22 protein-coding genes are annotated in these 21,768 nt (G+C 44.8%); 2 read left to right on the top strand and 20 right to left on the bottom strand.

Translation table 11 applies throughout. The annotated features are described in order from the left end of the window. The 4 genes from Q0I54_RS10310 to Q0I54_RS10295 all read right to left on the bottom strand — a co-directional run. Positions 1-1,409 (bottom strand): [FeFe] hydrogenase, group A (locus tag Q0I54_RS10310; RefSeq protein ID WP_296118485.1); only part of this gene is annotated, 1,409 nt, incomplete at its 3' end. Then, entirely contained in the window at positions 1,403-3,235 is a 1,833-nt protein-coding gene (locus tag Q0I54_RS10305) for an NAD(P)-binding protein (RefSeq protein ID WP_296118483.1), read from the bottom strand. The genes Q0I54_RS10305 and Q0I54_RS10310, both read right to left, overlap by 7 nt. Positions 3,236-3,594: 359 nt before the next feature. Beyond that, the gene (gene scpB, locus Q0I54_RS10300; protein WP_296118482.1) at positions 3,595-4,164 is read right to left on the bottom strand and encodes an SMC-Scp complex subunit ScpB; all 570 of its coding nucleotides are present in this window, start codon (positions 4,162-4,164) and stop codon (positions 3,595-3,597) included. 6 nt (positions 4,165-4,170) lie between these two features. Next, the gene (locus Q0I54_RS10295; RefSeq protein ID WP_296118481.1) at positions 4,171-4,944 is read right to left on the bottom strand and encodes a ScpA family protein; all 774 of its coding nucleotides are present in this window, start codon (positions 4,942-4,944) and stop codon (positions 4,171-4,173) included. 164 nt (positions 4,945-5,108) lie between these two features. Here Q0I54_RS10295 and Q0I54_RS10290 point away from each other — a divergent pair, with 164 nt between their 5' ends. Together Q0I54_RS10290 and Q0I54_RS10285 are read left to right on the top strand one after the other, a co-directional pair. Further along, positions 5,109-5,954, top strand: coding sequence for a D-alanyl-D-alanine carboxypeptidase family protein (locus tag Q0I54_RS10290; protein ID WP_296118480.1), 846 nt, complete (start codon positions 5,109-5,111; stop codon positions 5,952-5,954). 92 nt (positions 5,955-6,046) lie between these two features. Continuing rightward, positions 6,047-6,391 (top strand): hypothetical protein, encoded by a 345-nt coding sequence (locus Q0I54_RS10285; RefSeq protein ID WP_296118479.1) that lies wholly within the window; start codon positions 6,047-6,049, stop codon positions 6,389-6,391. Between the two features lie 75 nt (positions 6,392-6,466). Here Q0I54_RS10285 and Q0I54_RS10280 read toward each other — a convergent pair whose 3' ends face one another. The 16 genes from Q0I54_RS10280 to codB all read right to left on the bottom strand — a co-directional run bounded on the left by Q0I54_RS10280 (position 6,467) and on the right by codB (position 21,674). After that, complete coding sequence (locus Q0I54_RS10280) at positions 6,467-7,351, bottom strand: S8 family peptidase (protein ID WP_296118477.1); 885 nt, start codon at positions 7,349-7,351, stop codon at positions 6,467-6,469. Between the two features lie 130 nt (positions 7,352-7,481). Further along, the gene (locus Q0I54_RS10275) at positions 7,482-9,572 is read right to left on the bottom strand and encodes a polyribonucleotide nucleotidyltransferase (RefSeq protein WP_296118475.1); all 2,091 of its coding nucleotides are present in this window, start codon (positions 9,570-9,572) and stop codon (positions 7,482-7,484) included. Between the two features lie 220 nt (positions 9,573-9,792). Next, a complete protein-coding gene (gene rpsO, locus Q0I54_RS10270) occupies positions 9,793-10,059 on the bottom strand; it encodes a 30S ribosomal protein S15 (protein ID WP_022036754.1) in 267 nt (88 codons plus the stop codon). 214 nt (positions 10,060-10,273) lie between these two features. After that, positions 10,274-11,215 (bottom strand): bifunctional riboflavin kinase/FAD synthetase, encoded by a 942-nt coding sequence (locus Q0I54_RS10265; RefSeq protein ID WP_296118474.1) that lies wholly within the window; start codon positions 11,213-11,215, stop codon positions 10,274-10,276. Positions 11,216-11,224: 9 nt separating this feature from the next. Then, positions 11,225-12,130 (bottom strand): tRNA pseudouridine(55) synthase TruB, encoded by a 906-nt coding sequence (gene truB, locus Q0I54_RS10260; protein ID WP_296118472.1) that lies wholly within the window; start codon positions 12,128-12,130, stop codon positions 11,225-11,227. Next, positions 12,112-13,101 carry a bifunctional oligoribonuclease/PAP phosphatase NrnA gene (locus tag Q0I54_RS10255; RefSeq protein WP_296118470.1) on the bottom strand — a complete coding sequence of 330 codons (990 nt, stop codon included), beginning with the start codon at positions 13,099-13,101 and terminating at the stop codon, positions 12,112-12,114. Before Q0I54_RS10255 ends, truB begins: the two co-directional genes overlap by 19 nt. 10 nt (positions 13,102-13,111) lie before the next feature. Then, a complete protein-coding gene (rbfA, locus tag Q0I54_RS10250; RefSeq protein WP_296118468.1) occupies positions 13,112-13,477 on the bottom strand; it encodes a 30S ribosome-binding factor RbfA in 366 nt (121 codons plus the stop codon). A 17-nt stretch (positions 13,478-13,494) separates the two neighbouring features. Continuing rightward, on the bottom strand, positions 13,495-16,122 hold the full coding sequence (infB, locus tag Q0I54_RS10245; RefSeq protein ID WP_296118466.1) for a translation initiation factor IF-2: 2,628 nt from the start codon (positions 16,120-16,122) through the stop codon (positions 13,495-13,497). Between the two features lie 12 nt (positions 16,123-16,134). After that, positions 16,135-16,455 carry a ribosomal L7Ae/L30e/S12e/Gadd45 family protein gene (locus Q0I54_RS10240; RefSeq protein ID WP_296118464.1) on the bottom strand — a complete coding sequence of 107 codons (321 nt, stop codon included), beginning with the start codon at positions 16,453-16,455 and terminating at the stop codon, positions 16,135-16,137. Next, positions 16,445-16,714: an RNase P modulator RnpM gene (locus tag Q0I54_RS10235; protein ID WP_294785344.1), complete on the bottom strand. Its 270-nt coding sequence runs from the start codon at positions 16,712-16,714 to the stop codon at positions 16,445-16,447. The genes Q0I54_RS10240 and Q0I54_RS10235 overlap by 11 nt, the downstream gene beginning before the upstream one ends. Beyond that, positions 16,707-17,933 (bottom strand): transcription termination factor NusA, encoded by a 1,227-nt coding sequence (gene nusA / locus Q0I54_RS10230; protein WP_296118463.1) that lies wholly within the window; start codon positions 17,931-17,933, stop codon positions 16,707-16,709. The genes Q0I54_RS10235 and nusA overlap by 8 nt, the downstream gene beginning before the upstream one ends. A gap of 29 nt (positions 17,934-17,962) precedes the next feature. Next, on the bottom strand, positions 17,963-18,430 hold the full coding sequence (rimP, locus tag Q0I54_RS10225) for a ribosome maturation factor RimP (protein WP_296118462.1): 468 nt from the start codon (positions 18,428-18,430) through the stop codon (positions 17,963-17,965). A 162-nt stretch (positions 18,431-18,592) separates the two neighbouring features. Next, the gene (locus Q0I54_RS10220; RefSeq protein WP_296118460.1) at positions 18,593-19,036 is read right to left on the bottom strand and encodes a transcriptional repressor; all 444 of its coding nucleotides are present in this window, start codon (positions 19,034-19,036) and stop codon (positions 18,593-18,595) included. A 169-nt stretch (positions 19,037-19,205) separates the two neighbouring features. After that, the gene (locus Q0I54_RS10215; protein WP_296118459.1) at positions 19,206-19,421 is read right to left on the bottom strand and encodes a hypothetical protein; all 216 of its coding nucleotides are present in this window, start codon (positions 19,419-19,421) and stop codon (positions 19,206-19,208) included. Then, on the bottom strand, positions 19,408-20,349 hold the full coding sequence (locus Q0I54_RS10210) for a nitrilase-related carbon-nitrogen hydrolase (protein WP_296118458.1): 942 nt from the start codon (positions 20,347-20,349) through the stop codon (positions 19,408-19,410). The genes Q0I54_RS10215 and Q0I54_RS10210 overlap by 14 nt, the downstream gene beginning before the upstream one ends. An 83-nt stretch (positions 20,350-20,432) precedes the next feature. Next, positions 20,433-21,674: a cytosine permease gene (codB, locus tag Q0I54_RS10205; protein ID WP_296118456.1), complete on the bottom strand. Its 1,242-nt coding sequence runs from the start codon at positions 21,672-21,674 to the stop codon at positions 20,433-20,435. Positions 21,675-21,768: the final 94 nt, after the last annotated feature.

The following is a 21,768-nucleotide window of genomic DNA, read 5'->3' as shown; positions in this document are numbered from 1 at the left end:
GCTGCTTTAATCTTGATACCTGCGATCTCTACTTCTGCTTCTTTGATGCCGTCCATACCACGTACTGTTTGGAACATATCCGGATCCGGATTTTTGCCATTTAATACATAGTATGCTGTTCTCAGGGCAGCTTCCATAACACCGCCGGTAGCACCAAAAATAACACCTGCACCGGATCCAACACCCAGCGGCTGATCAAACTCCTCTTCCTCCAGGAATGCCGGAGAAATCAGTTCTGCTTTCAATACACGATCCAGTTCTCTGGTTGTCAGGGAAACATCTACATCCTGACCTGCTCCCGCATCATTCATAACCGGAATTGCACACTCATGTTTCTTTGCCACACATGGCATGATAGAAACACTGAAGATTCTGGAAGGATCAACATCCAGTATCTGTGCATAATAGGATTTTGCCACCGCACCAAACATCTGCTGCGGAGATTTCGCAGTAGACAGATTTTTCACCATGTCCGGATACTGGGATTTGATAAAACGTACCCATCCCGGGCAGCAGGAAGTAAACATTGGCCAGGAATACTCGTCCGCATGAGTCATACGCTCAAGGAACTCATTTCCCTCTTCCATAATAGTCAGATCGGCGGAGAAATTCGTGTCAAATACATAGTCAACACCAAGGGCACGCACTGCTGCTGCCATTCTCTTTTCTGTGGCCATCTCCCGTGGAAGTCCAAGGCCTTCACCCCAGGCTGCACGAACAGCAGGCGCGATTTGAACAACAACAATTTTTTCCTGATCATGTACAGCATCCATTAATTTATCAATATCATCTCGTTCCCGCAGTGCGCCAACCGGACAGTGTGTGATACACTGTCCACAAATTGCGCAGTCAGACTCTGTGATCTGCTTTCTGCCGGATACACCAACGCTGGTACGTTTTCCGGTATTGATCACATCCCAGACTTTCAGCTCCTGTACTTTATCACAGATCTGCACGCAACGCATACATTTAATACATTTGCTGGCATCACGAATAAGCGGGAAATCCTGCGGCCACTCGTTCTGCTCGTATTTTTCGCCAAACGGAACATCTCCGATATTCAGCTCATTTGCCACTGTCTGCAGTGTACAGTTTCCACTTCTGACACAGGAAGCACAATGTGCATCATGCTCAGACAGGATCAGCTGTACGTTCATACGTCGTGCATGCTGCGCTTTGTAGCTGTTTGTATATACGACCATCCCTTCTTCTACTGCTGTATTACAGGATGCAACCAGAGTCTCCTTGCCCTCGACTTCTACCACGCAGACACGGCAGGCTCCGATCTCATTGATTTCTTTTAAATAGCACAATGTCGGGATTTTGATTCCGGCCTGAGCGGCAGCTGCCAGAATTGTAGTACCTTCCGGTACCTGAATTTTTTTATTATTGATTGTTAAATTTACCATTCGAACTCTCTGCCTCCTCTCAGTGTGCCACAGCCATGACGATCACATCGTAAGCAGCGGCTTGCTTCCTGTACTGCTTCCTCACAGCTCATCGGAAGTTCAATTCCTTCAAAGTTTGTCTTTCTTGCCCATGCTTCTACTTCCTGAAGGTTGACACGTCCGCACGGTACTTTATCATTCAACATCGGCTGTGGAATCTCCACATCACAGCTGATCGGGTGATGATAGCCAAGATACTCATCAATATTTGCAGCTGCAGCTTTACCTGCTGCAATGGCCTTAATTACAGTGGCTGGTCCGGATACACAGTCGCCGCCAGCATATACGCCGACCATATTTGCCGCACCGCCTTCATTTGCGACAATACGTCCACGATTAACAGCCATTCCGAACTCAGCAAATGGCTGGGATACGATATCCTGTCCAATGGCAACGAGAACGATATCACACTCCATACGTTCCTCTGGTTTGTTTGCCTTACGTGGAGAAGGTCTGCCACCTTTTACCGGTCCGATGATCTGTGGCTGTACCCAGAGTGCACATGCTTTGCCCTCTGCATCGGCTTCCACGCGAAGCGGAGCTTTTAAAGTAACAAGTTCGATACCCTCTGCGATCGCTCCTTCCACCTCTGCCGGAAGTGCTGTCATATCTTCCTGACGTCTGCGGTATACGATACTTACAGTCTCTGCATTTGCACGCATTGCTGTTCTCGCACAGTCCATCGCTACGTTTCCGCCGCCAACGACTACGACACGTTTACCGGTGTAATCCGGATATTCTCCATCACCGATCTCACGCAGCATATCAACAGCAGAAATCACGTTTTTGCTTTCCTCACCTTCCAGACCTAATTTTTTATCTGTATGTGCACCGATAGCCACGTAGATTGCATCATACTCCTGCTGGATCTGCTTCATTTCTTCGGTTCCAATGCTTGCGTTTAATTTCACTTCCACACCGCTAGAAAGAATGGCATCAATATCCTCCTGAAGTCGTTCTCTTGGGAAACGGTAATTTGGAATACCGTAACGCAGCATACCGCCCAGCTGTTTTTTCTCTTCAAATACCGTACACTGATGTCCCATTAACTGCAGGAAATATGCAGTTGTCAATCCACTTGGGCCACCACCGATGATGGCAACTTTTTTACCTGTGGACTCTGCACATGCCGGAACCGGCACTTTATCAGACGGTGCATTGTCTACGATGTAGCGTTTCATACCACGGATATTGATGGAATCATCAATAATATTTCTGCGGCATCTTGCCTCACATGGATGCTCACAGATCAAGGCACAGGCAGTTGGGAACGGGTTGTCCTTACGTATCAGACGGAGTGCGTCCTCACAGCGTCCCTCGCCAGCCAGCGCAATATATCCCGGAATATCCACATGCGCCGGGCAAAGTGTCACACAAGGGATCGGCTGTTCGAATGATCCAAGACATCTGTGCTCTGTAATATGGGAAATATAGTCTTCCCTGAAACCTTCCAGTCCGGCCAGCACCATACGTGCGGATTCAAAACCGATGGCACAGTCAGCAGAGTTTTTGATATTCTCTGCAGTCTCCTCGATCAGTTCCAGTGTTTCCATGGTTGCTTCATTGTCCAGGACTTTCTCAAGAAGTCCTTCCAACTGTCCCAGACCGATTCGGCACGGAACACATTTTCCACATGTCTGTGCATGGCATACTTTCAAAAATGCCAGCTGCATATCTACCGGACAGACTCCCGGCGGATTTGCCACAATTCGCTGTGTAAATTCTTTCATAAGCTGTTCTGTCGTAGAATTTACTTTGTCAGCTGATACTACTGATAATCTGCTCATATCCTATCCTCCTAAATCCTTTACTACTGTAAAGTCCGCTGCATTACATTTGAATTGGCTTGATCGCCCCAAAATATCATTCTTTTGTGTATTTTTTACATATCCATACATGTTTTGCAACTCTCATGTGTCAAATATTAATATAATATTGTATTTTTTTCAATACTGAGAAAAGAGTGACCGGGTTTCCTGTTAGTCGGTTCAACCCTATCACTCTTCTTTGTTTTTGTGCAACATACACCATTAATTCTATTTCTATTTGTCTATTCTTTACAGTAGTTAATTCATTAACAAGATTTTTCAACGAATTCGTGTAAAAACAAAATTTATTTTTGTTTACTTTTTTCCCTTTTATTTAGCTATAGTTTCAGCTGAAGCTGCACTTCTTCCTCCGCTTCCTGCTTCAGTTCCTCCACTTTATCCGGGTTCATGTCAGGAAGTTCCTCCACGGACTGCACATCAAAACATCGAAGGAACTCTTCTGTGGTTCCAAACAGAATCGGTCTGCCCGGCGCATCCAGACGTCCCGCTTCCTGAATCAGCCCATAATCCAGAAGCTTATTAATGGCATGCTCGCAGGATACTCCGCGAATCTTTTCAATTTCTACTTTTGTCACCGGCTGCTTGTACGCAACAATAGACAGCGTTTCCAGCAAAACATCTGTCAGCACCTGCTTCCGCGGCTGTTTTGCAATCCTGATCAGATATTCATACTGAGACGGCTTCGTACAGATCTGATATGCACCATCCAGTTCCAGAATCTGCAGACCACAGTTCTGGTTTTTATATCGGTCAGACAGATTTTGCACGATCAGTTCCGCCTCCCGCTCACTCACCTGCAGGGCAAATGCAAGTTTTTTTAATTCTACGGAATCTCCCATTGTAAACAGAATGGCCTCCGCAGCTGCTTCATATTCTTCTATTTTCATCTTCAACTACTCCTGTACCTCCATCGCTGCCTGCGTCTGTGGGCAGACGGTAATGTAAATTTCATCAAACAGACGCTCCTGAGCGATTTGTATCCTTCCGGTTTTCATAAATTCCAGCACCGCAAGGAACGTAACGATAATCTCCACCTTGCTTCCCTGACGTTCCAACAGATTCCGAAAAGAAAATTTCGGATGTTCCTGACAGTACATCTCCAGATAGATCATCTTTTTATCCAGGGATACTTCCTCCCGCTCAATTTTTCCAAACCGGGAACGGATCGGGTCCAGCTTGTCCACCTGCTTTTTCATCACAGACTCAAAAATCGCATGAAGCTTTGCCAGGTCATAGCCCTTCGTCAGTTCATCCAGATCTAGCGGTTCCTCATAAGAGCGCACCTCTTCCGGGATCGACGGATTTTTAAACAAGCGACGTCCGGCATCAATCTGTCTGTCCTTCAGTTCCTGAGACATATATTTAAACAACTTGTACTGCAACAGCTGTTCCATCAGTTCCGCTCGCGGATCAATTTCTTCTTCCTCTTCGCTCTCTTCTTTTGGGAGAAGCCATTTTGATTTGATTTCCAGCAGAGTCGCCGCCATTACAAGAAATTCACTCATAATGTTCAGATCCTGTCTCTGCATTTCACGAATGTATTCCAGATACTGGTTTGTAATCTCCACGATTGGAATATCATAAATACTTACTTTATTTTTATCAAGCAAATGAAGCAAAAGATCCAGAGGACCTTCAAATACTTCCAGTTTTACCTTTAATTCCATAGGCCACATTTTCTCCAATCTTACACTATTGTACTGAATCCCTGTGAAAATTCAAGTTTTTTCTTATTTTTTATCAAATACTTTTTTTGATCCATCGGTTACAGAGTTCATATATCCTTCGTACCATTCATACATATAGAATAAATCACTTTCTCAGGTTGCTTATGAAATTTATCTTCACACTGTTTTTATCTATAACTTTATGTCTGCCAACTTTTGTATACACGGGCAATGCTCAGAATTTGAACAATATTTATCTGGAAACAACTTCTGATACGAATTCCAATACCAATACTGACTCAGATGCAGAGTCTGAGAATCCTTCCCCAAATACGGCATCTCCTACTCTCACACTGACGTCTTCCAGTGCACTTCTGATGGATGCGGACACCGAAACGGTTCTATACGCGCAAAACGCTGACGAGCAACGCCCATTGGCCAGCGTCACCAAGATCATGACGTTGCTGCTGATTTTTCAGGCTTTAGATTCCGGTCAGATTCATCTGGAAGATGCCGTCACCATCTCCATGCAGGCAGCCGGAATGGGCGGTTCTCAGGTTTATCTGGAAGAAGGTGAAGTCCAGACAGTAGAAACACTGATCAAATGCATCGTGGTGGCCAGTGCTAATGACGCCTGTGTCGCCATGGCAGAATGGATTGCCGGAAGTGAAGAAGCTTTCGTCCAGCAGATGAACGATATGGCCGCCACCCTTGGCATGACACAGACGCATTTTGTAAACTGCTGCGGTCTGGATGCAGAAAACCACTATTCCACCGCCCGGGATATTGCCCTGATGTCACGGGAACTCACCACAAAATATCCGGACATTTTTCACTACACCTCCATCTGGATGGAAGATATCACACACCACACCGCTCGTGGCGACACTACCTTTACCCTCAGCAACACCAACCACTTGATCAAGCAGTATCCTTATGCCACCGGTCTGAAAACCGGTTTTACCTCCACGGCTGGTTTCTGTCTGCCACAGCCAGTAAAGACAACATAAATCTGATTGCCGTCGTGCTCCATGCGCCCAGCAGCAAAGAGCGGATTGCTGATGTCAAGGCACTGTTTGAATGGGGGTTTACCAACTGTCGTGTGTATACAGATGAAAACACCGATACGTTACCGGAAATTATGGTTTCCAGAGGACGGCAGTCGTTTCTCACGTTAAAATATCAATCTGACTTCCGCTATCTGGATACTGCAAATACAGCCGGAGAACTCAACAAAAAATTAGAGCTTCCAGATATTGCAGAAGCTCCAATTGAAAAAGATGACGTGATTGGCAAAGCCGTGTATTCACTGAATGGAGAAATTGTCGGATCTGTCAATCTGCTGGCCGCCGAAAGTATTCCTCTGCTTACGTTAAAAGATGCATGGGGACAGATTCTTTGCCGTTTTTTCCTATCTGATCCTACGCACATTGCAACGACAAATTAATCCATTCGATTGTGGAAATTATATTAAGAAGTAAAATTACAAATTTCACTCTGTCTCTTTCATAAAGATTACTTTTTAATATGCAGACAACAGTTTTTTCAGATTCACCGTTCCCCAGCATTTAAATTTCTGATCCATACCGGAACGATCCGCACTTCGGTACAACTGTAATTTCACCTCATTTGGCGTCATAGCCGGATATTTGCACAGTAGCAACGCTATCATTCCCGATACAATTGGTACCGCCATAGACGTACCACTCTTTCTGACATAAGCGCCCGATCGCGTACCACAGCTGATGATATCGGTTCCGGGCATCAGAATCTCCGGTTTGACCACACAGGCTTCCGTAGGTCCCCGCCCGGAATACAGGCTTGGTTCCCGTCTGTTCTCATTTACTGTGTCCAGACTTCCCACAGTAATGATTTTCTTCGAAATTCCGGGACTGGTCACGGTATTTTCGCCGGGACCGTTATTTCCGGCTGCTGCCAGAACCACGATACCCTGATCCCAGGCGCGTTCCACGCTACTCAGCAGACGCTTCTGCAGTTCGGGCTGCACCCGTTCCAGCATACCCACAGAAATATTAATGATTCGGATTTTCTGTGAATGCTTTTTATTGTATGCCACAATATCTTCCACTGCCTGACAGGTATCCAGAATTTTACCATTTCCATTTTTATCCAGTACTTTGCAGCTCCACAGATAGCATCCCGGTGCAACTCCATGAACGACTCCCTTCCCACCGGCTCCTATAATTCCGCTGATATGTGTGCCATGTCCGTTATCATCATATGGCTGCGGCCGCTGCCTGATATAATCCTGAAATCCGATGATTCTCCCCTGCAGATCCGCATGGGGATAAATTCCCGTATCCAGCACCGCAACCAGAATACCCTGTCCAAAAATCCCCTGTCTATACGCGGCAGATGCATAAATATATTTTAAAATTCTTTCCATATAGTAATATATTCTGCATAAACGCATTGTGTCCGGTTTCTGTCTGCCAAGATTTTGTCATTCAGAAACCTTTTTATTTTCACCAAAAAACCGGTAAGCTCACGCCCACCGGTTTTTTGTCTTTATTTCATTAATATGATTTTACATCTTTGATACTGAAGCTCATTCTTCCCATCTTGTCTTTTCCAAGGCATACAACGGTAACCTTGTCACCAAGTGTCAAAACGTCTTCTACACGATTGATACGCTCTTTGGATATCTTGGAAATATGAACCATTCCCTCTTTACCAGGAGCGAACTCAATGAATGCGCCAAACTCTTTGATACTTACAACTTTACCAGAAAGGATCTGTCCTGCCTCGAAATCTGTTACGATAATACGGATCAGCTCTGCTGCGCGGTTCATCATGTCTGCGTCTGTACCACAGATAGATACGGAACCATCATCTGTAATATCAATCTTAACACCAGTCTGCTCAATGATTGCATTGATCGTCTTTCCTCTCTGACCAACAACATCACCGATTTTCTGTGGATCGATCTGCATGGAGATGATCTTTGGTGCATATTTTCCAACCTGTGCTCTCGGCTCAGCGATAGCAGGTTTCATAACTTCATCCAGAATGTAAAGTCTCGCTTCACGTGTTCTTGCGATAGCTTCCTCTACGATCGGTCTTGTCAGTCCGTGAATCTTGATATCCATCTGGATTGCTGTGATACCATCCTGTGTTCCGGCTACTTTAAAGTCCATGTCGCCAAAGAAGTCTTCCAGACCCTGGATATCTGTCAGGACGATGTAATCATCATCTGTCTCGCCTGTTACCAGACCACAGGAAATACCTGCAACCGGTTTCTTGATTGGCACACCTGCTGCCATCAGAGACATGGTAGATGCACAGATACTTGCCTGAGAAGTAGATCCGTTGGACTCAAATGTCTCAGATACAGTACGGATTGCATACGGGAACTCTTCCTCACTCGGAAGTACCGGCACTAATGCTTTCTCAGCTAATGCTCCGTGTCCGATCTCACGACGTCCCGGTCCTCTGGACGGTTTTGTCTCACCTACAGAATAGGATGGGAAGTTGTAGTGATGCATGTAACGTTTGCTTGTAATATTCTCATCCAGTCCGTCTACTTTCTGAACCTCAGATAACGGAGCCAGAGTTGTGATGGTACAGATCTGTGTCTGTCCACGCGTAAACATAGCAGAACCATGAACTCTAGGGAGCAGGTCAACTTCTGCTGCCAACGGACGGATCTGTGTGATGGCACGTCCATCCGGACGTTTGTGATCTTTTAAGATCATCTTTCGAACGGTCTTTTTCTGATACTGGTATACTGCCTCGCCAAGAACTGCAAGCCACTCTTCGTTCTCTGCAAATGCCTCTTCCAGTTTCTCTGTGATGGCACGGATATTCTCCTCACGAATCTGTTTAACATCAGTAAATACTGCTTCTTCCATCTCTTCCGGTGTTACGATCTCACGCATTGCAGCGAACATCTCTTCCGGAACTGCACAGCTTGTATATTCATGTTTTGGTTTGCCAATCTCAGCAACCATTTTGTTGATGAACTCGATAATTGTCTGGTTGATCTCATGAGCCATATAAATAGCCTCGATCATCTTCTCTTCTTTGATCTCGTTTGCGCCTGCTTCGATCATGATTACTTTCTCAGAAGTAGATGCAACCGTCAACTGAAGATCTCCGTTATCCCAGTCTGCCTGAGATGGGTTTACAACAAATTCGCCGTTTACCATACCGATCTGTGTGGTTGCACACGGTCCACAGAATGGAATATCAGAAATGCTTGTTGCGATAGCGGAACCCAGCATTGCAAGAAGCTCCGGACGGCACTCCGGATCAACGCTCATTACCATGTTATTTAAAGTAACATCATTTCTGTAATCCTTCGGGAATAATGGACGCATCGGTCGATCGATAACACGTGCTGTTAAAACAGCATTCTCGGATGCTTTTCCCTCACGTTTATTAAATCCACCCGGGATTTTTCCTACAGAATACATTTTCTCTTCAAACTCTACGCTTAATGGGAAGAAATCGATTCCCTCACGCGGTTTTTCAGATGCAGTTGCTGTAGATAATACAACTGTATCACCATAATGCATAAGAGCTGCTCCATTTGCCTGTGCAGCTACACGACCGATATCAACGCTTAATGTTCTTCCGGCCAATTCCATTGAATAGGTTTTCTTCATTATTTTCTCTCCTTCTTTACTGTGGCAGGAGACCCGAAACTACTGATCTGGGCAAACCCCAGTTCACTTGTACAGATATTCTTGATGTCGCAGACATGCTTGATATGCGCGTGTGAACTGTAAAAATCTCCTTTTGCACACATCAGCGGTCTCGGATGAACCCTCCCGCCAATCCAAAATAGAGCGGAAATTCCGCTCTATTCTGACAGCTATACTGTTATTATTTTCTGATGCCTAATTTTGCGATCAGTGCACGATAACCTTCCAGATCTTTTTTCTGAAGGTAAGCAAGCATACCACGTCTCTGACCAACCATTTTCAGAAGACCTCTTCTGGAATGATGATCCTTCGGGTTCTCTTTCAGATGCTCTGTGAGCTCCTGGATTCTTGCTGTTAAGATTGCGATCTGTACTTCCGGTGATCCTGTGTCATTTGGTGTTCTACCATACTCTGCCATAATCGCTGCTTTTTTTTCTTTTGAAATCATCTTGATTTCCTCCTTTATTCTTTATAATCGCCCAATCACGCGTGTTTACTAAGTACCGGTCGGAGTGTCCGGGTACTGAGTATGGGCTTTTTACTCACGCCTATCTAATATATCATATTCCATCTGACTTGTAAACCACTTTTTCATATATTATTGCAGTTCACTCACCTTCACTCATCACTCTACATGCAGGTAATTCCCCATGCAGACATGATCATTCCCTGCATATATGTGATGAATGAACTGTATCCAGATATTCCTTGCAAACCAAAATATCCCGGTCCATCTGTGCCTTCAATTCTGCCAGAGAGCCAAATTTCCGCTCCGGGCGGATAAACTTCAGGAACGATACTTTGATATCCTTTCCGTACAAATCTCCGGAATAGCCAAACAGAAACGTCTCCACGCCCATAGGATTGACACCTTCGATGGTCGGCTTACATCCCACGTTGCTGATTCCGTCGTACTGTTTTCCATCTGCCAGAATTTCTACCGCATACACCCCTTTTGGCGGAAGCAGTTTAAATTCTTCCGGACGCTGATTCGCCGTCGGAATTCCGATGGTTCGTCCGATCTCGTTGCCGTGAAGCACCGGACCGGTGAGAAAATAAGAATAGCCAAGCAGATAATTGGCTTCTTCCATATTTCCCTCTGCGATCTCCTTACGGATTCTCGTACTGCTGATATCCTCGCCTTTGTACTGTTTTTTCTTAACGATCACCGCTTCATATCCGAGATCATCCGCATACTGCTGTAATTCTTGAAAGGAACCGGCACGCTGAAATCCAAAATGAAAATCCGTGCCTGCCACAATCATTTTTACATTGATTTTTTCCTTTAGCATCTGTAAAAATGCATAAGGGGAAAGCTGGCGGAAATCATCAGTAAACGGGCATTCGATCAGATAATCCACCCCTGCTTCCGCAAAAATGTGTGCTTTTTCTTCATTGGTAGATAACACATTATACGTATCTTTGTGAATTGCTTTCGGTGGAATGTCAAAGGTAAAGATCACGCTCTTGAGTCCCTGCTCCTTGCCTTTCTGCATAGCCTCCATCAGATAACGATGACCGCTGTGCAGACCGTCAAACTTGCCAAGAGTAATAACCGAAGGTTCTTCAATTTTAAAATCCAATGTATCTTTTATATATTTCATCCCTGCTCGTTAATCCTCCAAAAACATTTTTGACGGACGGAACAGTCCAAAATCTTCCCGATATTCATAAACTGCCGCAAAACGTCCATCCGACATCCGGACGCGTACTTTCATTTCCGGTTCCGGTTTTATCGTTTCCTGAAACTGCTGTAACGCCATCTTATTCCCATTTTTTAACATAATGTCAAATTCCGGCTTCGTCGTCAGCACCGGATACACTTCAAATACATGTTCAATTGGTGTTACCACATCTTTTAATATGCCGGCTTCTTTGAACTCCTGCAGTTTATCCAGTTTATATGCATCTTCGATACGATATCCTGCTGCCTGTAGCCTCACCAGACTCTTCATGGCTGCACCGCAGCCAAGTTTCTGTCCGATATCATGACACAATGTACGAATATAAGTACCCTTGGAGCAGGAAACCGTCATCGTTACATACGGAAGTTCTACGCTTTCCACCTGAATCGCATAAATCGTGACCGGTCTTGCCTTGCGCTCTACAGTCACACCGGCTCTGGCCAGATCACACAATTTCTGTCCATTTACTTTCAATGCAGAGTACATCGGCGGAACCTGAAGGATTTCTCCTTGAAATCCAAGGATCGTCTCTCTCACTTCTGTTTCGGTCAGTTCTGACGTTTCTCCTATTTTTAACACAGTTCCTGTCAGATCCTGCGTATCCGTCTCCACACCAAGCTGCATCACCGCCCGGTATACCTTGTCTGAGTCTGTCAGCATATCGCAGACTTTGGTTGCTTTTCCAAGGCAGACCGGCAGCACACCTTCCGCATCCGGGTCTAACGTCCCGGTATGACCGATTTTCTTCTGACCGCAGATGCCCCGCATCCGGGCCACTACATCGAAAGAAGTATAACCTTTTTCTTTGTATACATTTATGATTCCGTTGTACATCCGTCTTCCTCTTTGTTCTTTAACTGCTTTTCAATCTTTGCAAGCACTTTTTTGAGGACTTCATCTGCTTTTCCCTGAATGGAAGCACCGGCTGCACGGCAATGTCCGCCGCCGCCAAATCCAACGGCAATTTCAGCCACATCTACATAGGAAGCAGAACGCAGGCTGACTTTATACGTATCATTTTCATTCGGATATACAAATACAGCTGTCTCCACACCCGCGGTGGAACGCAGTGTACTCACAATACCGTCAAGATCTTTCGGCTCCACATGGAATTTTTCCAGCTGTTTCCGTTTGATCACACTGGAAATGCATTTTCCTTCAAAATGAAGTTCTGCATCCATCAGTGCTTTTCCAAGAATCTGCTGCTGCGCAAAGGTACGGATATAAAATGTCTCGTCTACAATTCTGGAATAATTGATGCCCTTATCCATCAGTTTTCCCGCAATCTCCATGGTTTTGGAAGAAGTGCAGGAATATTGGAATACGCCGGTATCGTGTACGATTCCAAGATAAATACATTCAGCAATCTCTTTCGTGATCTTATCCGCATCCATCAGCTGATACACCAGCTCTGAAGTAGAGCTTGCATTTGGGAAAATGTAATTAAAATCCGCAAAGGACTGATTACTGATATGATGATCCACGCAAAATGTGCTTTTAGCCACTTCAAAATACTGGCCTGACAGGCCAAGTCGTCCTACATCACCGCAGTCCAGCGCAATAAAAAGATCATACTCTTTTTTGCCGTCCGTCACTTTCATATGACGGATTTTATCTGCATTTTTCAGAAACAGGAATTTATCCGGAATCGGTTCCAGATACAAATCCACCATAATGTCCGGATAATTGTCACAAATGTAGTTGTATACAGCAAGACAGGAACCTACACAGTCGCCATCCGGCCGGATATGACCGGAAATGGCAACGGTAGTGATCCCATCCAGATATGAATCTAATGAAATCATGCTCATCCTCTTATTCTTCCTCTTTACCGCCTGTAAGTGCATCAATTTTCTTGGACATCTCGATACCATACTCGATGGATTCGTCCAAAATAAATCTTAACTCCGGTGTATTTCTCAGATTCAGGGACTGTGCCAGGCAGCGGCGTGCGTAGCCTGCTGCGTTTTTCAGTCCTGCAATGGTGTCTTCTTTCTCTTTTTTGTCACCAAGAACACTGATATATACTTTACAGGTTTTCAGATCCGGCGCAACCTGCACCGCTGACACGGTGGTCAGCGCATGAATCCGCGGATCTTTGATCTCATTACGGATAATGGTGGACAACTCACGCATTACCTCTTCGTTTAAACGTGTATTTTTAATACTGTTTTTTCTCATATTCTGCCATCTCCAGATTATCTTGGTACTTCTACCATCTTATATGCTTCTACAACATCAAACTCTGCAATGTCATTAAATCCTTCAAATACAAGACCACACTCATAACCCGCTTTTACTTCTTTTACGTCATCTTTGAAACGTTTCAGGGAAGCCAGATCACCTTCGAAGATCTGTTTGCCTTCTCTTGTGATGCGAACCTTGCAGTTACGCTCAAATACACCATCCAGGACATAAGAACCTGCGATGTTGCCGACGCCGGAAGCTTTGAAGATCTGACGAACTTCTGCATGACCGATGACTTTCTCCTCGAAGATCGGATCCAGCATACCTTTCATGGCTGCCTCAATATCTTCGATGGCCTTGTAAATAACAGAGTACAGACGAATATCTACTTTCTCCTGCTCGGCAGTTGCTTTTGCAGTTGCATCCGGTTTTACATTAAATCCAATGATAATCGCATTGGATGCGGAAGCCAGGGAAACATCGGACTCGTTAATAGCACCAACGCCACCATGAATTACTTTTACAACAACTTCCTCGTTGGAAAGTTTTGTCAGGCTCTGTTTTACAGCCTCTACGGAACCCTGAACATCTGCTTTTACGATCAGCTCAAGTTCTTTTAAGTTTCCTGTCTGAATCTGGGAGAACAGATCATCCAGAGACATTCTGGATCTGGTCTCCTCCAGCATTTTCTCTCTGTTCTGTGATACAAAAGTATCAGCAAAGCTTCTTGCATCCCGTTCAGAATCGCATGCAACAAATACCTCACCGGCATTCGGTACACTGTTCAGTCCAAGAATCTCAACCGGGGTGGATGGACCTGCTACTTTCACGCGTCTTCCCTTATCATCGATCATTGCGCGGACTTTACCATAGCTGCTTCCTGCTGCGATCGGCTCTCCGACTTTCAATGTACCTTTCTGAACCAGAACGGTTGCAACAGCTCCACGTCCTTTATCCAGCTGTGCCTCGATAACAAGACCACGGGCTTTTCTCTTTGGATTTGCTTTCAGTTCCAGGATATCCGCAGTCAGAAGTACCATCTCAAGAAGTTCTGTGATACCTTCTCCTGTACGTGCGGATACTGGTACGCAGATCGTGCTTCCGCCCCAGTCTTCCGGAATCAGTCCCTGCTCTGCAAGACCCTGTTTTACATAATCAATGTTTGCGCTCTCTTTATCAATCTTGTTGATAGCCACAATAATCTCAATGCCAGCAGCTTTTGCATGACTGATTGCTTCAACTGTCTGCGGCATAATACCGTCATCGGCAGCAACTACAAGAATTGCGATATCTGTGGAATTTGCTCCACGCATACGCATAGCGGTAAATGCTTCATGTCCCGGTGTATCAAGGAATGTGATCTTCTGTCCGTTGATCTGAACTACAGATGCACCGATATGCTGTGTAATTCCACCCGCCTCACGGTCTGTTACATGCGTCTCACGGATTGCATCCAGCAGCGATGTTTTACCATGGTCAACGTGTCCCATAACACATACAACCGGCGGTCTGGAAACCAGTGTGTTTTCATCCTCTTCTTCCTCTTTCAGAAGTTCTGCAATGACATCCACTTTCTCTTCTTTCTCAGCAATGCAATTGAACTCCAGTGCGATCTCTTCTGCTTTTTCGTAATCTACTTCCTGGTTTACCGTTGCAAGGATACCCTGCATGAATAATTTTTCTACGACTTTTGAAGCCGGTACGTCAATACGTTCTGCCAATTCACGTACCGTCATAACTTCCGGCAGAGAAATGCTGCGAACTTCATCGGTCTTCTTTTCTGCCTGCGGCTGTGGCTGCGCATTCCGTTTTTTATGTCCGGTCTTCTTCTCCAGGTTTACGTACTGCTCCTGTTTGCGGTTCTTTCTCTCGTAATCCTGTTTGTTTTTCTTTTTATTTGCGTGTGTATTCTCTTTTCCACGCAATTCTTCGATCGGTGCCTTGGCGCTGTCACGGTTCATACGTGAGATTTCCTGATCTAAATGTCCTCTCGTCTCTCTCGAACGATTCTGACCGTCCTGTCGATTGTTTCGATTACCTCCAAAATTATTACCGCCGCCGCGATTGCCCTGGAAGCCTTTCTGATTATTGTTGTCTTTTCTTTCATAACGGCCATTTCTATCACCATTTTCCTGTCTGTTTGGTCTGTCACCGTATCTTCTCTGCGGTCTGTCACCATTATTGCGCTGCTGACGGTCTCCGTCAAAACGTGGTCTGTCACCGTTATTTCTCTGCTGACGCTCACCATCGTAACGTGGTCTGTCACCATTGTTTCTCTGCGGGCGCTCACCATTGTTGCTGCGCTGTGGTCTCTCACCGCTATTGTTACGCGGTCTGTCACTGTTGTTACGCTGTGGACGGTCTCCGTTACGGTCATTGCGGTTTCCGTTCGGACGGCGATTTCCCATCTTGCTGTTCTGAGGATTGTATACAGCGGAAATGCTTGCTTTTTTCTTCGGGCGCTCTTTTGTTTCAGCACCTGCCTGCTTTCCGTATTTTCCTCTGACCAGTGCCACTGCGTTATCTTCCAGTGAACTTAAATTTGTTACTTCTATATTATGTCCCTGAAGGAAAGAAATTACTTCCTTCGCCGGTACATCATATTCTTTTGCGATCTCATGAACTCTAATTTTTGCCATTCCAGTTCCTCCCTATTCAGTTGTTGGCCTATTGTCAAGCTGCTTCATGACAGATTTTGCGAATCCCGGCTGCAGAACCGCTACCATAGAACGGTATTCTTTGCCGATGCAATGCCCCAGATCATCTTTGCTTCCGTAAACATGCAGAGGTGTCTCATAGAAGTCTGTCATATTTTTCATTTTTTTCTTCGTATTATCCGAAGCATCCTCTGCTACGATCACCAGGCATGCCTGACCGCCTTTTACTGCTTTTTCTACCGCATACTCGCCACTGGCGATACAGCCTGCTTTCTGCGCAAGACCCAGACTGGATAAAATCCTGTTATTCTGCAATCGTTTTCATCTCCTCTGTTAAATCTGCAACTATTTCTTTTGGTATACTCATTTTGAATGAACGTTCCAATCCGTGATTCTTTACTGCCAGTTCCAGGCAGACCGGATTTTTGCACAAATATGCGCCTCGACCGTTTTTGCGGCCCGCCGGATCAATACAGAATGTATTGTCCTGCATTTTTAAAACACGGATCATATTTCTTTTTTCCCGCATTTCGTGACATCCCACACACATGCGCATCGGACTTTTCTTAGTCATTCTCGTTATCCTCTTCTGCTGCGAAATCGTCTTCTACGCAGGAATTCTCTTCCTCATAAGATGTCTCATTAAAATCTTCATCCAGATTCAGATCATCTTCTGCGAACTCTTCATCCTCGTAATCTTCTTCGTAATCCATAAAATCACCGGCTTCTCTTGCCTGTGTCTCACTCTTGATATCAATCTTGAATCCTGTCAGGCGGGCTGCCAGACGGGCATTCTGTCCCTCTTTGCCGATGGCCAGTGAAAGCTGATAATCCGGAACAACAACTTTTGCTTTGTTCTCCTCAGCATCTGCGATAACGGAGATAACTTTTGCCGGACTTAATGCGTTCTCAATGAGCATAGCCGGATTCTCGTTCCAGTTGATGATGTCGATCTTCTCGCCATTTAACTCTTCTACGATGGCATTGACACGGGCACCGTTCATACCAACGCATGCGCCTACCGGATCAACGTCCGGATCATTGGACCATACAGCCATTTTTGTACGGCTTCCTGCCTCACGGGAAATGCTCTTGATCTCAACGATACCGTCACGAACCTCTGCAACCTCTGCTTCAAACAGACGTTTTACCAGTTCCGGATGTGTTCTGGACACAAGCACCTTCGGTCCTTTGGAAGTGGATTTTACATCCATTACATATACTTTAACACGGTCTGTCGGCTCAAATGTCTCTCCCGGAATCATCTCGTTTTCACTGAGGACAGCGTCCACTTTACCGAGGTTGATGCTTACATTGTTGCCAATATAACGCTGAACGATACCTGTAACAATATCTTTTGATTTTCCGTAATACTGATCATAGATCACTTTACGCTCTTCCTCGCGGATTTTCTGCAGAATTACGTTCTTTGCATTCTGTGTTGCAATACGTCCGAAATCTTTGGAATGAATCTCCTCATGGATCACGTCACCCAGACCATAATTGCCATTCATCATCATTGCTTCTGCAAAGCTTACCTCTGTCAGCGGATCTTCTACTTCCTGTACAACGGTTTTCTCTGCCCATACATGATATTCACATGTCTCCGGATCAATAGAAACTTTGATATTGTCTGCTTTTCCGAAATGGTTTTTACATGCGGTCAGTAAAGAGTTCTCAATTGCTTCCAGAAGTGTCTCTTTGCTGATGTTTTTTTCTTTCTCTAAAATTGTTAACGCTTCCAGTAACTCTCTGCTATCGGAGTTTTTGCTGTTTTTGCTGCTTTTAGCCATTTTTTCTTTTCCTCCTGTTCTTCGAATGCCTAAAAATCAAATGCCAGTCTGATCAGTGCGATCTCGTTTTTCTGAAATGTCAGTTCTTCGTCCTCTTCGGTGCGAATTGTAACCGTATCATCTGTATATGCGGTCAGATTTCCATAAAACTCTTTCTGACGGTTAATTGCACGGTAAGTGCGAATCTCCAATTCTTTCCCCATGCTTCTCTTGTAATCTTTTTCCTTTTTCAACGGTCTTCCAAGCCCAGGGGAACTCACCTCAAAAACATAGGAATCTACGATGAAATCTTCCTCATCCAGCAGATCGTTCATTCTGCGGGCAACAGCCTCACAGTCATTGACGGTAATGCCGCCTTCTTTATCGATGTAGGCACGCAGATACCAGGTGCTTCCTTCCTTTACATACTCCACATCCACCAGTTCAAAATTCATTTCTTCCATAATAGGAAGTAATAATGCTTCTGTGCGTGCTTCGTAATCTTCACGTTTTGACATATTTGTCACCTTCTTTCCCAGGTTTCACTATAACAACAACGAAGAGTGGACTCACGCCCACTCTTACTACATACAACATATTCTTATTTATAAGATATCACACTCTTACAAAAGATGCAAGGACTTTTTACAGGTTCAAAAATACTGCCACATCCTTCGCATTTATACTGTTCCATATTTTACCTGACGCACGTTCTGCCGGTCGATATAACCACAGGCCCGCAGTCCCCGTTCAATGACTCTCGTCCACTCCGGTTCTGTCAGCACACGCACTGAACAGTCATCCAGTTCAATCACATGTTCTTCCGGTTTTGTCTCTGTCTCACAAGTTACTTCATATAAATTCACCCGGCTGATGGCTCCAATCTCTTCTAACAGATTCATCATACGGTATACAGTAGCCGTTCCAATCTTGGAATCAAGTTTAGAGGCTTTATAATAAATTTCCTTGCAGCTGGTGCAATTGCCACTCAGAATTACATCCAGTAAAACCATTCTCTGTTTTGTGATACGACACCCGTTTTCTTTTAACTGCTCAACGATCCTGTCTTTCTGCATCTGGGCCCGGTAATAGTTTTCCGTCTTTTCTAACTCTGTTGCCTGCATATCAGATTTCCTTTCTCTATCTTTCTTTAGTATAAAGCAACATGTGTTAGGTGTCAATAATGTTTTTTATTTTTTACTTATTCAAGGTAACTATGGCTCACAAAAAAACTCTCCAAAACCGATACCTGTTTTTTGTATCAGCTTTAAAGAGTTTCTCATTCCCCTATTTTTATGTTCCAAGCAGTGCACAGTAAAACTCTGCCGCACAGGAAAATGTCTCCTGATGGATTGGTGCTATGATCTCCTGTACACTCAAATACCGATCTACATCCACTTTCACAGTCGCATTCCCAATCTGCTCCAGAATCTCCTGTTTACTGATGGGATAGGAAATATCTGCCATCCGCTTGTGCAGTAAATGTAACATTCCTTTAAACTGTGCCATCGTTATCACCTCGCTTATAAGCCGTGTAATCCGAAGTATCCAGTCCCTTTCCTGTATATAGATGACTGGATGCCCCCCGGTGCGCATAGGAATACATCGGTGCAGAATGAACCGCCTGGCTGCGCATCGCATCAATGATACCCGGGTACAAATCTGCTTTGATCATGGATGAGACCCCGTTTGCACCCTCACAGATCACATTTCCGTCCGGTCCAAGGATCATGCTGCGCCCAAAGCAGGAAAAATTCTCATTTTCTGCTGTTCCGGAACAGTTGACTGCCACCACATACACCTGATTAAAATAAGCGCCGGATTTGTTGGTGATCTCCCACGCATTCTGCCACGGATCCATATAGTGTGTCGGGCGAATGATCACATTTGCCCCCTGCACAGCTGCTTCCCTCCACATTTCCGGATAATCACCATCTGCACAGATGATGATGCCAAGTTTTGCACCTTTTGGTCCGTTGCATACCGTACAGCTGCGTCCCGGGATGGAACCCTCAAAAGGAATCCACGGATTCATCTTATCATAACGGTGAATGATCTCACCTTTGTCATTGATCACAATGGCTGTATTGGTATAATTGTTCTGTTCATCCACGCGAAGCAGAAAATCAAACACACCGTACACTTCCAGTTCCGCACATTTTTCCTGAAATTTCTTTATCTGCGGACTCTCCATAGTCAACAACGCATACTCCCAGCCAAACTGCGGAAAGCCCTGAATGCATGCTTCCGGTGCCACAAACAGATCAAACCCCGGAAAACCGCCGGAGGCCCGATCCATAAAAGAAAGCAACAATTCAGTATTTCGATCTACTTCTTCCATATTCATAGCGCCGATAGGTGCATATTGTGCACCTACTACAGTTAAGCATTCTGTCTCAATTTTCCCATTGATTCCAAATACATTTCCTCTGTTCATACTTTATCCCCTCTGGTTAATTCCAAGCATTCTACCCTTCTTGCCCTTTGAGCAAGAAGTATCCCTCGCTCAATGAGCTCGGTCTATTTTTCTTTATCACAGATTTTGCTTCCGATAAAATAAATCAAACATGCTATAACGATAGAATTGATAGAACCGATACCAACCGGTACTTTCAGACCAATAATGGCACCTGCAACAACAGCAATGACCGCATACCATTTTACGGTTTTCATATTTGTTGTATCATTTTCCTGATAACGTCTCTGATGCATGAAGTAATCAGTGATTACCACACCACCAACCGGTGGAATCGCATATCCCATGAATGTCAGCCAGGAAGTAAAGTTATAGTATAACCATACAGAAGCTGCAATTCCGATGACACCACTGACTAATACCATTTTCTTTTTGGAGCATCCTGTAATATTGGAAAGTCCAAGTCCGCAGGAATATAATCCATTATCAGCTGTGGTCCAGATATTTAATCCAAGCACAATAATAGCCGGAAGTGCTAATCCCTGTGCGATCATAATATAGAAGATATCTGCCTGTCCTGTTACGGAACCACCAACTGCACCAAATACGAACATCAGGGAGTTTCCTATAAAAAAAGCGATAACGGTTGCAATAACTGCGATTTTTCTTGTTTTTGCAAAACGGGTATAGTTCGGGGTTGTTGTACCACCACTGACGAAAGAACCTACAACCAGTGTGATGGCTGTTGCCAGTGTGATCGGATTCTGCGGTTCTGCCGCAAACAGACCACCAAGTCCGCCCATGGAAGATACACCAAGTCCCACGGAAATACATCCAAGGATTCCGACTGCCGGAACGGCGATCCAGCTTACGATCTCCAGTGATTTAATACCAAAATAAGCTGAGGCTGTCATAAGACCACCAGACAGAATAACAAGAACTGCAACCGGAATACCAGTCAGCTCTGCAACAGGAATGGAAAACATTGCGATACCTACGCCAAACCATCCCATCTGTGTGAAGGTAATAATTGCGGAACAAAGCCAGGAACCTTTCTTTCCGAAAGCATGTCTCGCCATCAGATCCAGGGTAAGTCCTGTCTTACATCCCATGTAGCCAAGGATTCCGGTATATGCACCAAGAATCGCATTACCGATGAGCAAAGCCCATATAAATTTTGTCATGTTCAGGCCGATACCAAGCTGACCGCCCACACTCATGCTTGCGGAAAAAAAGGTAAAACCCATCATAATCATAAACATTGGCAGAAAACCTTTTCTCGCGCTGTCAGGTACTGCCTGCAGCTCGTAATCCTGCTGTTTCTCATTTGTCTGGTTATTTTCCATAACATCCTCCTGCTCTTTCTCTCTACTACAATATATTTATGGTTAATATCCCTTACAGCCAGTAAGGAATTATCCATCTTGTTGCTTAAGCTGT

Origin of the sequence: uncultured Eubacterium sp. (assembly GCF_934295145.1) — a bacterium.
In the GTDB taxonomy this organism is placed as follows: domain Bacteria; phylum Bacillota; class Clostridia; order Lachnospirales; family Lachnospiraceae; genus Eubacterium_I.
This window is presented reverse-complemented; position numbering and strand designations above follow the sequence as displayed.